Here is a 13027-nt window from a genome sequence, read left to right on the forward strand (position 1 = left end):
CCTTCCGATTTCTCGTAACCTTTCAGGGCCTGCCCCATGCCGACAGACGCCAAGCGCCCGCTGCAGCTCAACGACCAGGGCCAGCTGCGCCACTTCCTCTCGCTCGACGGTCTGCCCCGCGAGCTGCTGACGGAAATCCTCGACACCGCCGACTCCTTCCTCGAAGTTGGCGCCCGTGCGGTGAAGAAAGTCCCGCTGCTGCGCGGAAAGACGGTGTGCAACGTGTTCTTCGAGAACTCCACCCGCACCCGCACCACCTTCGAGCTGGCGGCACAACGCCTGTCCGCCGACGTCATCACCCTCAACGTCTCAACCTCCTCCACCAGCAAGGGCGAGACGCTGTTCGACACCCTGCGCAACCTGGAGGCGATGGCTGCCGACATGTTCGTGGTGCGCCATGCCGACTCCGGCGCCGCCCACTTCATCGCCGAGCACGTATGCCCGGACGTGGCCATCATCAACGGTGGCGACGGCCGCCACGCACACCCGACCCAGGGCATGCTCGACATGCTCACCATCCGTCGCCACAAGGGCAGCTTCGAGAACCTCTCGGTGGCCATCGTCGGCGACGTCCTGCACTCGCGTGTGGCCCGCTCGAACATGCTCGCCCTGCGTACGCTGGGCTGCCCGGACATCCGCGTGATCGGGCCGAAGACCCTGATCCCCGTAGGCGTCGAGCAGTATGGCGTGAAGGTCTACACCGACCTCGCCGAAGGCCTGAAGGGTGTGGACGTGGTGATCATGCTGCGCCTGCAGCGCGAACGCATGCAGGGCGGCCTGCTGCCCAGCGAAGGTGAGTTCTACAAGCTCTACGGCCTGAGTACCCAGCGCCTTGCCCTGGCCAAACCGGATGCCATCGTCATGCACCCCGGCCCGATCAACCGTGGCGTGGAAATCGAGTCCGCAGTGGCTGACGGTGCCCAGTCAGTGATCCTTAACCAGGTCACCTACGGCATCGCCGTGCGCATGGCGGTGCTCTCCATGGCCATGAGCGGGCAGGCCGCGCAACGCCAAATGAACCAGGAAGCCGAGGAGCTGAACTGATGCGTACCCATATCCTCGGCGCTCGCCTGATCGACCCGGCCAGCGGCCACGATCAAGTCACCGACCTCTTCCTCGAAAGTGGCAAGGTCGCCGCCATCGGCCAGGCCCCCGCCGGCTTCGAGGCGGACAAGACCCTCGACGCCAAGGGCCTCGTGGCCGCGCCCGGCCTGGTGGACCTGTCCGTCGCCCTGCGCGAACCCGGCTACAGCCGCAAGGGCAATATCGCCAGCGAAACCCTGGCCGCCGTCAGTGGAGGCGTGACCAGCCTCTGCAGCCCGCCCCTGACCCGCCCCGTGCTGGACACGCCCGCCGTCGCCGAGCTGATCCTCGACCGCGCCCAGGAAGCCGGCCACGCCAAGGTCTTCCCCATCGGCGCCCTGACCAAGGGCCTGGCCGGCGAGCAGCTGTCCGAACTGGTGGCCCTGCGCGACGTAGGCTGCGTGGCCTTTGGCAATGGCCTGGCCACCTTCGCCAACAACCGCGTCCAGCGCCGCGCGCTGGAGTACGCGGCCACCTTCGACCTGACCGTGGTTTTCCACTCCCAGGACGCCTCCCTGGCCGAGGGCGGCCTGGCCCATGAAGGCCCTACCGCTAGCTTCCTCGGCCTGGCCGGTATCCCGGAAACCGCCGAGACCGTGGCCCTCGCCCGCGACCTGCTGCTGGTGGAACAGAGCGGTGTGCGTGCCCACTTCAGCCAGATCACCAGCGCCCGTGGCGCCGAGATGATCGCCCAGGCCCAGGCCCGGGGCCTGCCGGTGACCGCCGACGTGGCCATGTACCAGCTGATCCTGACCGATGAGGCGCTGATCGATTTCTCCAGCCTCTATCACGTGCAACCGCCGCTGCGTACCCGCGCCGACCGCGACGGCCTGCGTGAAGCCGTGAAGAGCGGCGTGATCTCCGCCATCGCCAGCCATCACCAGCCCCACGAGCCGGATGCCAAGCTCGCACCCTTCGGTGCCACTGAACCTGGCATCAGCAGCGTGGAACTGCTGCTGCCACTGGCCATGACCCTGGTTCAGGATGGTCTGCTCGATCTGCCCACTCTGCTCGCCCGCCTCACCGCCGGCCCGGCCCGCAGCCTGCGCCTGCCTGCCGGCCGACTCGCCGTTGGTGCTCCGGCGGATGTGGTGCTGTTCGATCCCCAGGCGTCGACCCTCGCCGGGGAAACCTGGAACTCCAAGGGCGACAACTGCCCCTTCATCGGCCACTGCCTGCCGGGCAAGGTGCGCTACACCCTGGTGGACGGCCGGATCATCTTCCAGGCCTGATCCCGCTACACGAAACAGCCCGCTATCCAGCGGGCTGTTTCTTAAGCGCTCGAGTGGATCAACACGACTCGATGCAGTTTCGCCGCTGCTTGGCGCGATAGAGACCTTCGTCCAGGCGCTTGAGCAGGGACTCGATTCCCTCCCCAGCCTGCATGGCGGCCACCGAGAAGCTGGCGGTCAGCCCTGACGGCAGGCCCGGATCAGCGCTCCCCACCAACAGCCGCAGGCGCTCAGCCAGTAGCAGCGCCGCGCCCTGGTCGGTGTCAGGCAACAGGGCAATGAACTCTTCACCACCCCAGCGGGCGAAACAATCCTCTTCCCGCAGCGCCGCGCGCACGATGCGACTGACAGCCACCAGAGCACGATCGCCGATCTGGTGGCCATGGTTATCGTTGATGCGCTTGAAGTGATCCAGATCGAACATCAGCAACGCCGTGGCATGCCCGTGGCGCTGAAAGCGCTGCCACTCGCTGTGGAGGTTGCGTTCGAAGTGTCGGCGATTGGAAATCTGGGTCAGGGGGTCGGTCTCGCTGAGACGCATGGCTGTCGCCACCTGCTGGGCGAGCGCTTCATTGGCCTGGCGCAAGGCCTCGGTTCGCGCGTCCACCAGGGCCTCCAGCGTGCGATTGAGGTCCTGGAGCTCGTCGTTCTTGCGCTGCAATTCCAGGGTGGCCATCTTGCGCCGGTGGATATTCCGGTGGGCGCCAATCATCCGCGTTGGCTTACCCGTCTCGTCGAATTCGACGAAGCGCCCGTGGTCACTGACCCACAGGTAGCTGCCATCACGGCAGCGGCAGCGGTAGTCCTCGGCATAGATCAGGCTTGCGCCGTCCAGGTAGGCCTGGAAGTTGCGCATAACTCGCTCGAAATCCCCGGGATGAATCACCGATCTCCATGTATCCACATCTTCCGGCAAGCTGTCAGGGGGGTAGCCGAGCATGGAATACCAGCCGGGACTGCGCTTGACGTGGTTGGTGCGGATATTCCAGTCCCAGATACCATCGCTGACGATATCCAAGGCGAAGCGCAGGGTACGCTCGATCTCTTCGCGGGTGGTGCCGTAGCAGTGGTCGAGGGGCTCTAGCTTGTCCATAAGCTTCCTTGCGGGTCGGCGACCCGGTTGGGACCTCTGTGCGGGCCGTGGCCCGCGCGCTGCAAACGTGTGCGCCCTGGCCTCAGGCCTGGATGGTCGACGCCGGGTTGATTACCCGACCGAGACCCAGGTTGCGCAGGGCGAGATGCAGCGAGCTGTGGATAACCTGCGGGTTGTCGATAGCCAGCAGTTGCGCCAGCAATTCCCTGGCCTTGCTCATGGTGACCTGGCGCAGTAACCACTTCACTTTCGGCAGGTTGGTAGCATTCATCGACAGGCTGTCGAAGCCCATGGCCAGCAGCAGCACGGCAGCCGCCGGATCACCGGCCATCTCGCCACAGATGCTCACCGGCTTGCCCTCGGCGTGCGCGTCATCCACTACCTTCTTCAGCGCCTGGAGCACCGCCGGGTGCAGGTAGTCGTAAAGGTCAGCCACGCGCGGGTTGTTGCGGTCCACGGCGAGCAGGTACTGAGTCAGGTCGTTGGACCCCACCGAGAGGAAGTCGACCTGGCGCGACAGCTCCTTGGTCTGGTACACCGCAGCGGGAATCTCGATCATCACGCCGACAGGCGGCATAGGGATGTCCACCCCTTCGTCGCGCACTTCGCCCCAGGCGCGGTGGATCAGGTGCAATGCTTCTTCCAGCTCATGGGTCCCGGAAATCATCGGCAGCAGGATCTTCAGGTTGTCCAGGCCTTCGCTGGCCTTGAGCATGGCACGCACCTGGACCAGGAAGATCTCCGGGTGGTCGAGGGTGACACGGATACCGCGCCAGCCGAGGAAGGGGTTGCTTTCCTTGATCGGGAAATAGGACAGCGCCTTGTCGCCGCCGATGTCCAGGGTGCGCATGGTCACCGGCAGCGGATGGAAGGCGGCGAGCTGCTCGCGATAAATGGCGAGCTGCTCCTTTTCGCTGGGGAAGCGCTCGTTGATCATGAACGGCACTTCGGTGCGGTACAGGCCCACGCCTTCGGCGCCACGCTCCTGGGCGCGGGTCACGTCAGCGAGCAGGCCGGTGTTGACCCAGAGCGGCATGCGGTAACCGTCGAGGGTTTCGCAGGGCAGGCTGCGCAGCGCCTCCAGGCCCTTGACCAGCTGGCGGTCTTCCTCCACCACGTCGCTGTACTGCTTGCGCAGCTCGACCGAGGGGTTGGTGAAGACTTCGCCGTGGTAGCCGTCGACGATCATCTCGATGCCGTCGACCTTGGAGTACGGCAGGTCGACCACGCCCATCACGGTGGGGATACCCATGGCGCGGGCGAGGATGGCGACGTGGGAGTTGCCCGACCCCAGTACCGAGACAAGGCCCACCAGCTTGCCCTCCGGCACTTCGCCGAGCATGGCCGGGGACAGCTCCTCGCTGACCAGGATGGTGTTCTCCTGGTAGACCAGGTTCTGCTTGCGCTCCTCCTGCAGGTAGGCGAGCAGGCGGCGGCCGAGGTCCCTGACGTCGGAGGCACGCTCGCGCAGGTAGGCGTCGTCCATCAACTCGAAGCGGGTGACGTGCTCCAGCACCACCTGGCGCAACGCACCCTGGGCCCACTGGCCGGTGCGGATAACGCGCTTGACCTCCAACCCCATGGAGGCGTCGTCGAGCATCATCAGGTAGACGTCGAACAGCGCCCGCTCCTCGGGACGCAGCTGGGTCTCGAGCTTGCTCGAGAGACGACGCATGTCCGCGCGCACGGCTTCCAGGGCCTGCTTGAAACGCTCGACCTCGGCCTCGATGTCGTCGACCGTGCGATCCGGCACCACATCAAGATCAGCTGGCGGCAAAACCACCACGGCCTTGCCCACGGCCGCACCGGGAGAACCCGGCACGCCGACAAACTTGGCTTCCTGGATGCCCTTGCCCTGGCGGCCCAGGCCGCGAATGGACCCCGTGGCCTCGGCATGGGCGATGACGCCGGCGAGTTGCGCGCTCATGGTGACGAGGAAGGCTTCTTCGCCCTCGTCGAACTGACGGCGCTCCTTTTGCTGCACCACCAGTACGCCCATCACCCGACGGTGGTGGATGATCGGCGCGCCGAGGAAGGAGGCGAAGCGCTCTTCACCGGTTTCGGCGAAGTAGCGGTAACGAGGGTGATCGGCGGCGTGCTCGAGGTTCAGCGGCTCTTCACGGGTGCCCACCAGGCCGACGAGGCCTTCGTTGGGGGCCATGCTGACCTTGCCAATGGAGCGTTTGTTCAGGCCTTCGGTGGCCATGAGCACGAAACGGTTGGTCTCCGGATCCAGCAGGTAGACCGAGCAGACCTGGCTACCCATGGCCTCCTTGACCCGTTGCACAATGATCGCCAACGCCGCCTTCAGATCCTTGGCGGCGTTCACTTCCTGGACGATCTTGCGCAGCGTGTTGAGCATGGCTAGGCAGCCTTTCTCCGGGTCAGTCTTGCGCCAGGAGGCGCGGTGCTAGTTCCTTGAGGGCTCGGCGATAGACTTCACGTTTGAAGGTCACCACCTGACCCAACGGGTACCAGTAACTGACCCAGCGCCAGCCATCGAACTCGGGCTTGCCGGTCAGGTCCATCCGTACCTTGTTCTCGTCCGACTGCAAACGCAGCAGGAACCACTTCTGTTTCTGGCCGATGCACAGCGGTTGGCTGTTGGTGCGCACCAGGCGTTGGGGCAGACGATAGCGCAACCAGCCGCGAGTGCAGGCAAGAATCTTCACATCCTGCTCTTCCAGACCAACTTCTTCGTTCAATTCCCGGAAAAGAGCCTCTTCAGGCGTCTCCCGCGGATTGATCCCGCCTTGCGGGAACTGCCAGGCATCCTGATTGATACGCCGGGCCCAAAGCACCTGCCCGACATCATTGGCGAGAATGATGCCGACATTTGGGCGAAAACCATCGGAATCGATCACGGCACTCAACCTCGCAAACGCATGTTCCGGCATTGTTCCATAAAGGCCGCAAACGCAGCAATGCGAGCCTTTCGCGCAATGGGCAGCCCCCACGAAAGCAGCTATTCTGGCCGCCCTCCGAAGCGCTGCAGTAAGGAACGACGACGTGCGCCTGGCTCTATTCGACCTCGATAACACACTGCTGGCCGGTGACAGCGACCATGCCTGGGGCGACTACCTGTGCGAGCGCGGCATCCTCGACGGAATTGCCTACAAGGCGCGCAACGATGAGTTCTATCAGGACTACCTGGCTGGCCGCCTGAACATCCAGGACTACCTGAACTTCAGCCTGGATATCCTCGGCCGCACGGAAATGGCTCAACTCGACCAGTGGCACCGCGAATTCATGCGCGACTGCATCGAACCCATCATCCTGCCCAAGGCCGAAGCCCTTCTGGCCGAGCACCGCGCCGCCGGCGACAAGCTGCTGATCATCACGGCCACCAACCGCTTCGTCACCGCCCCCATCGCCCAGCGCCTGGGCGTCGAAACCCTGCTGGCCACCGAGTGCGAAATGGCCGACGGCCGCTACACCGGGCGCACCACCGACGTGCCCTGCTTCCGCGAAGGCAAGGTAACCCGCCTGGCACGCTGGCTCGCAGAAAACCGTCTCAATCTGGATGACAGCAGCTTCTATAGCGACTCGCTGAACGACCTGCCGCTGCTGGAGCAGGTGACCTATCCGGTCGCCGTGGACCCGGACCAGAAGCTGCGCGCCGAAGCGGAACGACGCGGCTGGCCAGTGATGTCCCTGCGCGGCTAGAGCGGCTTGACCACCATCAGCACGTAAACCGCCACCAACAGCACCAGCGCCACGACCGCCAGCCAGCAGCGCAATGCCACATGGCCAGCAACCTGCGAGGCGATGGGTTCGCCGTCTCGCAACGCCCGGCGCGCCAGATTGCGGATGCGCACCTGCAGCCACAGGAGCGGCAGCCAGCAGAGTGCCGACAGCAGGTAAAGCCCGGCACTCCAAAGCAGCCAAAGCTGCCCCAAGGGCCAGCCCCCCACCTTGGCAAGGGCCAGGCCACTCAACGGCAGCAATACGGCGGAGCTGCCGATGAACCAGATTTCCAACCTCACCAGCGAGGAGAAGGTGGCGGCTAACTGCTGAAGTTCACCGCATTTCCACGCACGACGGGCGAAGAACAGCCCAGCCAATGCCGTACCGAGAAGCACGGCGGCCAGCAGGCCATGGGCGGTCTTGAGCAGGAAGTAGAGAGTCATGCCTGGAGCGAGCACCGCATCAGAGCGGCTTGGCCAGCATCAGCGCCAGCACGGACAAGAACAGCAACAGGCCGATCAGGCCATAGGCGGCGCCGAACTTGAGACTGCGCTGCGCTGCGGCCGACGCCGCGCCGCCTTCGGCCAGGGCCTGTTCACGCAGCTTCGCGACGCGACCGAACAGGAGCAGCCAGGCAATGCAACCAAACAGATAGAGGATGGCCCCACCCAGCAGCCAGGTCTGGCCCAACGGCAGTCCGGCCAAGCTGACCATCCACCAGCCACTGACCGGCAGAGAAACCGCAGCCAGGATCAACAGCGGCACACCGATCAGCAGAATGCGTCGCAGACTCAGGCCGATCAGCGCTGAGTCGCCGGAGCGGAAGCTGCGCCGGCCATACCAGGCCAGCCCTGCCAGGCCACCGAAGAACAGCAGCGTGGCCAGGCCGTGGAGAATGCGGAACAGGAGGTAGTTTTCCATGGAACAGGTCCTTGTCAGCTTGAGCGGCTGCCAGAAAGCCTAGCAGCAGCCCGTTCCTGCGCCCCAGCGCCAGTCTCAGCCGAGGAAGAGTTGATAGGCCGGGTTGTCGCTCTCATCCCAATAGGGGTAGCCGATCTCGTCCAGTGCGGCATGCACCAGGGAACGCTCCTCGAGCGGCACCTGCAAGCCAGCGACAACGCGGCCGTCGGCAGCGCCGTGGTTGCGGTAGTGGAACATCGTGATGTTCCAGCGCCCGCCGAGTTTGTTGAGGAAGTTGAAAAGCGCGCCTGGACGCTCGGGGAACTCGAAGCGGAACACCATCTCGTCACTGATGCGTACCGCATGGCCGCCAACCATGTGGCGGATATGCAGCTTGGCCAGCTCGTTGTCGGTCAGGTCCAGCACCGGGAAGCCCTGGCCGCGCAGATTCTCCACCAGCACCGCGCGAGGGTCGGTTTCCGGGTGGGTCTGCACACCAACGAAGATGTGCGCCTCGGCGTCGGTATTGTAGCGATAGTTGAATTCGGTGATCTGGCGCTTGCCAATGGCCTCGCAGAAGGCCTTGAAGCTGCCCGGTCGCTCCGGGATGGTCACGGCGATAATGGCTTCGCGTTTCTCGCCCAGTTCGGCGCGCTCGGCCACGTGACGCAGGCGGTCGAAGTTGATGTTGGCACCGGAGTCGATGGCTACCAGGGTCTGGTCACGCACGCCTTCGCGCTCCACGTAGCGCTTGATCCCGGCAACGGCGAGGGCACCGGCGGGCTCGGTGATGGAGCGGGTATCGTCGTAGATGTCCTTGATCGCCGCGCAGATCTCGTCCGTGCTGACGGTGATCACTTCATCCACGTACTGCTTGCAGATGTCGAAGGTGTGCTGGCCGATTTGCGCAACGGCAACGCCATCGGCAAACAGCCCGACCTGGCTGAGCACCACGCGTTCACCAGCGGCCATGGCGGCCTGCAGGCAGTTGGAGTCGTCCGGCTCGACGCCAATCACCTTCACCTCGGGGCGCAGGTATTTGACGAAGGCTGCAATACCGGCCACCAGGCCGCCGCCACCCACCGGCACGAAGATGGCGTCCAGACGCCCCGGGTGCTGGCGGAGGATCTCCATGGCCACGGTGCCCTGGCCAGCGATCACTTCCGGGTCATCGTAGGGGTGGATGTAGACGTAGCCCTTCTCCTCCACCAGTTTCAGCGAGTGGGCCAGGGCGTCGGGGAAGGCATCGCCATGCAACACCACCTTGCCGCCGCGGGCGCGTACGCCCTGCACTTTCAGCTCCGGAGTGGTGCGCGGCATCACGATGGTGGCCTTGATGCCCAGTTCACGAGCCGCCAGGGCCACGCCCTGGGCATGGTTGCCGGCCGATGCGGTGACCACGCCGCGGGCCAGCTCCTCGGGGGTCAACTGGGCCATCTTGTTGTAAGCCCCGCGGATCTTGAAGGAATAGACCGGCTGCAGGTCCTCGCGCTTGAGGAGAATCTGGTTGCCCAGGCGCTCGGTGAGCTGGCGGGCAGACTGCAGCGGGGTTTCCACGGCGACGTCGTAGACGCGCGAGGTCAGGGTCTTCTTCACGTATTCTTCGAGCATCGGGTTTCACTGGCGGGCGCTTCACGGAAGCCGCGAGTCTACCGCAGGGATTCGTCGGGCGACCACAGAGAATGCAGGGTTTTGCCCCGCCGACCGGCTATAATTCGCTCCTTCGACTCCCCCCAATCGGACCTCCACAGCATGACCCAGGACCAGCTCAAGCAGGCCGTCGCCCAGGCCGCCATCGACTTCATCCTCCCCAAGCTCGATGAGAAGAGCATCGTCGGCGTCGGCACCGGCTCCACGGCCAACTTTTTCATCGACCTGCTGGCCCGACACAAGATGGCCTTCGACGGTGCAGTCGCCAGCTCCGAAGCCACCGCCCAGCGCCTGAAGGGCCATGGCATCCCGGTATACGACCTGAACAGCGTCAGTGACCTCGAGTTCTATGTCGATGGCGCTGACGAGAGCAACGAGCGGCTCGAACTGATCAAGGGCGGCGGCGCCGCGCTGACCCGCGAGAAGATCGTTGCCGCGGTGGCCAAGACCTTTATCTGCATCGCCGACGAGAGCAAGCTGGTTCCGCTGCTCGGCGCCTTCCCACTGCCGGTGGAAGTCATCCCCATGGCCCGCAGCCATGTCGCCCGCCAACTGGTGAAGCTGGGCGGTGATCCGGTCTACCGTGAAGGCGTGCTGACCGACAACGGCAACATCATCCTTGATGTATACAACCTGCAGATCGACAGCCCGGTAAAGCTGGAAGAGCAGATCAACAACATCGTCGGCGTGGTCACCAACGGCCTGTTCGCCGCCCGCCCGGCCGACCTGCTGCTGCTCGGCACCAAGGATGGCGTGAAGAGCCTCACCGCCTGACATCGCCTCCCGGCCTGCGGGAAACCGTCTAGATTTGTTGGCTACGGCGCCCGTCGGCGCCGTCCAATGCCACCGGATCAGGAGACGCCCCATGGCCGGGAAATTCCACCTGAAGAAGGCCAATGATGGCCAGTTCCACTTCAATCTCAACGCCGGCAACGGCGAGACCATCCTCACCAGCGAGCTGTACAAGGCCAAGGATTCTGCCTTGAACGGCATCGAATCAGTGCGCAAGAACGCAATTCGTGACGGCGCCTTCGAGAGCAAGACTGCCAGTAACGGCAAGTTCTACTTCGTGCTCAAGGCCACCAACGGCCAGATCATCGGCCAGAGCCAGATGTACGCCAGTGCCGCCAGCGCCAGCGCAGGCATCGACTCGGTGAAGAACAACGCCCCGGATGCCAACCTCAACGACGAAAGCTGATCAGTCACGTGCCACCTTGCGGAACGCGTAGAAGAGGTTCGGTTCGCTGACCAGGTAGAGGTTGCCATGGTTGTCCATGGCAACCCCCTCCGCTTGTGGCACCCCGCGCTGCAAGCCGTGCATGCCACGTAGCAGCGACAGCGTGCTGATTGGGCGCCCATCGGCATTCAGCTCCAGTACCAGCCGCGACTCGTCCGACAGCGCCAACAAGTGGCCGCTGCGCTCATCGTATTGCAGGCTGGAAAGGTCGCGCACGAAGAGGCGGGCATCGCGCTTTGGATCATCCACCACATGCACCGCGAACGGCTTGTCCGGATTGGTATGGGGGAAGCCGTGGATCTCATAGATGCGCACCGGGTCGCGCTCCTTGGCCACGAACAGGCGCTGCCCGACGGAATCGTAGGCCAAGCCCTCAAAGCCCTTGTTGCCGGAGAGACCGATGCCCAGGGACAACTGCTGCGACTGGCTGGCGTCGATGGACGCAGTGTTCTCGTCGACCCGTACCTTGATGAGGCGCTGCAGGCGCTCGTCGGTAATCACGTAGACGCCCTTGCTGATGTACTCGATGGCCTCTGGGTCACCGAAACCCACCAACTGGATGCGGCGAATCAAGTGTCCGTCCAGTGACAGCTCGATGATCTCCGGACTCTGGTTGGTAACGGTGAACAAGCTGTGTCGATCAGGATCGTAGGTCAGCGCGGAGACATCGTCCGAAAGGCCCTCGATGGGCTTGGCCTCGATGGCCACCCGGTAGTCCGGCAGCCAGATGGAGCGATCCTGCCATTCGGAGGCGTGGCGCCATTCTTGCAATACGAAAAGGCCGCGTTCGAAAAGCCGGAACTGCTGGGCGGCAACACCGAGCAGCACCATCAGCAGCACCAGAAAAGCGCTGACCAGGCGCCACGGGGTCAGGAATGAACGCATCGATCAGGACTCTGGAATTCAGGACGCGGCGAAGGATACAGAGGGCACCGGACTTCTACCTGAATTGAAGCTTAAAGCCCGGGCACATGCAGGAAGGACGTTACAAAAGGGGACGGACATGGGCACCTCGCTGCTACCGGAAGAGCGCGCACTCACCACCTTGCACACCATCGCCCTGGCCGTGGCCACCCTGGCCAGCAGCGGCATCGACCGTGCTCGCCTGCTGGACGGCAGCGGTGTTGCCTGCGCTGACCTCGACACCCCCGAAAAGCTCATTAGCCACACCCAGGAATTACGCGTCTTCGCCAACGCCCTGGCCTGCACGCGGGACCCGGCGCTGGGCTTGTCCCTCGGCCTGCGCATGCACGTTTCGGCCTACGGCATGCTTGGCTACACCATGCTCGCCAGCCGCACCCTGCGCGACGCCCTCACGCTGGCGCTCGGCCATCCAGCACTGCTGGGCACCTACTTCAAGCTGAGCCTGGAAGTCGATGGCGACGAGGCATGCCTGGCGGCCAGCGGCTATCGCTACGCGCCAGAGCTGACGGTGTTCAACAGCGAACTCTGCCTGACCTCGCTCCTCACCGTAGTGCAGGACCTGCTTGGCGAGGGCATCCATCCAACGCGGGTCTGCCTGGCTTATCGACCGCCCCTGCACGCTGCCAGTTACGAAAAGATGCTCGGCTGCCCGATAGAGTTCGGCGCCTCTCGCAATGCCCTGTGCTTCGACGCGGTCCTGCTGGATCGAACCTTGCCACTGAGTGACCCGGTGACCTGCCACTACGGCCTGCAGCAGTGCCTGAAACTGAACGCTCAGCTCAACAGTCGCCACGACGTACTCGACCAGATTCGCCACCACCTGGCCGGCAATCTGCGCGAAGCCTGCGACCTGGATAGCGTGGCGCGCCAGTTGCACCGCTCTGAACGCACCCTGCGACGCCACCTGCAGCAGCTGAACACCAGCTTCCAACGCCTGCTGGACGAGGTGCGCTACGACAAGGCGCGCCAACTGCTGGTGCAGACCGACCTGCCGATCTACCTGATCGCCGAGCAACTCGGCTACAGCGAAACCGCGAGCTTCCGCCATGCCTTCCAGCGCTGGAGCGGGCAGTCGCCTAGCCTGTACCGGCGCTAGGCTCAATCATCTTGTAGGGGCGAATTCTCATTGGCTATGTCTGCATTGCGTGTTGCAGGCAGCTGTATTGCCCGTAGGAGCTGGCTTGCCAGCGAATGGCCCCGTTTCGCTGGCAAGCCAGCTCC

At 64.2% G+C, this 13027-nt stretch carries 13 protein-coding genes; 6 read left to right on the forward strand and 7 right to left on the reverse strand.

Annotated features, from left to right (window positions below; all coding sequences use genetic code 11):
- The first annotated feature begins 36 nt into the window (after positions 1 to 36).
- Together AAHM40_RS17930 and AAHM40_RS17935 are read left to right on the forward strand one after the other, a co-directional pair.
- The gene (locus tag AAHM40_RS17930; protein WP_280283705.1) at positions 37 to 1044 is read left to right on the forward strand and encodes an aspartate carbamoyltransferase catalytic subunit; all 1008 of its coding nucleotides are present in this window, start codon (positions 37 to 39) and stop codon (positions 1042 to 1044) included.
- On the forward strand, positions 1044 to 2315 hold the full coding sequence (locus AAHM40_RS17935) for a dihydroorotase (RefSeq protein WP_342245845.1): 1272 nt from the start codon (positions 1044 to 1046) through the stop codon (positions 2313 to 2315). The genes AAHM40_RS17930 and AAHM40_RS17935 overlap by 1 nt, the downstream gene beginning before the upstream one ends.
- 58 nt (positions 2316 to 2373) lie before the next feature.
- On the opposite strand, the gene AAHM40_RS17940 is transcribed toward AAHM40_RS17935, so the two are convergent.
- The 3 genes from AAHM40_RS17940 to AAHM40_RS17950 all read right to left on the reverse strand — a co-directional run bounded on the left by AAHM40_RS17940 (position 2374) and on the right by AAHM40_RS17950 (position 6272).
- The gene (locus AAHM40_RS17940; RefSeq protein WP_342245846.1) at positions 2374 to 3408 is read right to left on the reverse strand and encodes a sensor domain-containing diguanylate cyclase; all 1035 of its coding nucleotides are present in this window, start codon (positions 3406 to 3408) and stop codon (positions 2374 to 2376) included.
- A gap of 82 nt (positions 3409 to 3490) precedes the next feature.
- Positions 3491 to 5770: a phosphoenolpyruvate--protein phosphotransferase gene (gene ptsP, locus AAHM40_RS17945; protein ID WP_342245847.1), complete on the reverse strand. Its 2280-nt coding sequence runs from the start codon at positions 5768 to 5770 to the stop codon at positions 3491 to 3493.
- A gap of 22 nt (positions 5771 to 5792) precedes the next feature.
- The gene (locus tag AAHM40_RS17950; protein WP_028629542.1) at positions 5793 to 6272 is read right to left on the reverse strand and encodes an RNA pyrophosphohydrolase; all 480 of its coding nucleotides are present in this window, start codon (positions 6270 to 6272) and stop codon (positions 5793 to 5795) included.
- Between the two features lie 145 nt (positions 6273 to 6417).
- Between AAHM40_RS17950 and AAHM40_RS17955 the strand changes: the two genes are divergently transcribed.
- Positions 6418 to 7074, forward strand: coding sequence for a histidinol-phosphatase (locus AAHM40_RS17955; RefSeq protein WP_342245848.1), 657 nt, complete (start codon positions 6418 to 6420; stop codon positions 7072 to 7074).
- On the opposite strand, the gene AAHM40_RS17960 is transcribed toward AAHM40_RS17955, so the two are convergent.
- From AAHM40_RS17960 to ilvA, 3 genes are all read right to left on the reverse strand, one after another.
- Complete coding sequence (locus AAHM40_RS17960; protein ID WP_342245849.1) at positions 7071 to 7538, reverse strand: DUF2269 domain-containing protein; 468 nt, start codon at positions 7536 to 7538, stop codon at positions 7071 to 7073. The two genes, AAHM40_RS17955 and AAHM40_RS17960, sit on opposite strands and share 4 nt — an antisense overlap.
- A gap of 19 nt (positions 7539 to 7557) precedes the next feature.
- Entirely contained in the window at positions 7558 to 8016 is a 459-nt protein-coding gene (locus tag AAHM40_RS17965) for a DUF2269 family protein (protein WP_342245850.1), read from the reverse strand.
- A 75-nt stretch (positions 8017 to 8091) separates the two neighbouring features.
- Positions 8092 to 9606, reverse strand: coding sequence for a threonine ammonia-lyase, biosynthetic (gene ilvA, locus AAHM40_RS17970; protein WP_342245851.1), 1515 nt, complete (start codon positions 9604 to 9606; stop codon positions 8092 to 8094).
- A gap of 141 nt (positions 9607 to 9747) precedes the next feature.
- Here ilvA and rpiA point away from each other — a divergent pair, with 141 nt between their 5' ends.
- Both rpiA and AAHM40_RS17980 read left to right on the forward strand, forming a co-directional pair.
- Positions 9748 to 10419, forward strand: coding sequence for a ribose-5-phosphate isomerase RpiA (gene rpiA, locus AAHM40_RS17975; RefSeq protein ID WP_028629537.1), 672 nt, complete (start codon positions 9748 to 9750; stop codon positions 10417 to 10419).
- A 91-nt stretch (positions 10420 to 10510) separates the two neighbouring features.
- Positions 10511 to 10843, forward strand: coding sequence for a YegP family protein (locus AAHM40_RS17980; protein WP_342245852.1), 333 nt, complete (start codon positions 10511 to 10513; stop codon positions 10841 to 10843).
- On the opposite strand, the gene AAHM40_RS17985 is transcribed toward AAHM40_RS17980, so the two are convergent.
- Positions 10844 to 11767, reverse strand: coding sequence for an SdiA-regulated domain-containing protein (locus tag AAHM40_RS17985; protein ID WP_342245853.1), 924 nt, complete (start codon positions 11765 to 11767; stop codon positions 10844 to 10846). It lies immediately after the preceding gene.
- A gap of 118 nt (positions 11768 to 11885) precedes the next feature.
- On the opposite strand from AAHM40_RS17985, the gene AAHM40_RS17990 reads away from it, so the two are divergent.
- Entirely contained in the window at positions 11886 to 12902 is a 1017-nt protein-coding gene (locus tag AAHM40_RS17990; protein ID WP_342245854.1) for an AraC family transcriptional regulator, read from the forward strand.
- Positions 12903 to 13027: the final 125 nt, after the last annotated feature.

This window comes from Pseudomonas sp. OTU5201 (assembly GCF_038440135.1).
Lineage (GTDB): Bacteria > Pseudomonadota > Gammaproteobacteria > Pseudomonadales > Pseudomonadaceae > Metapseudomonas > Metapseudomonas resinovorans.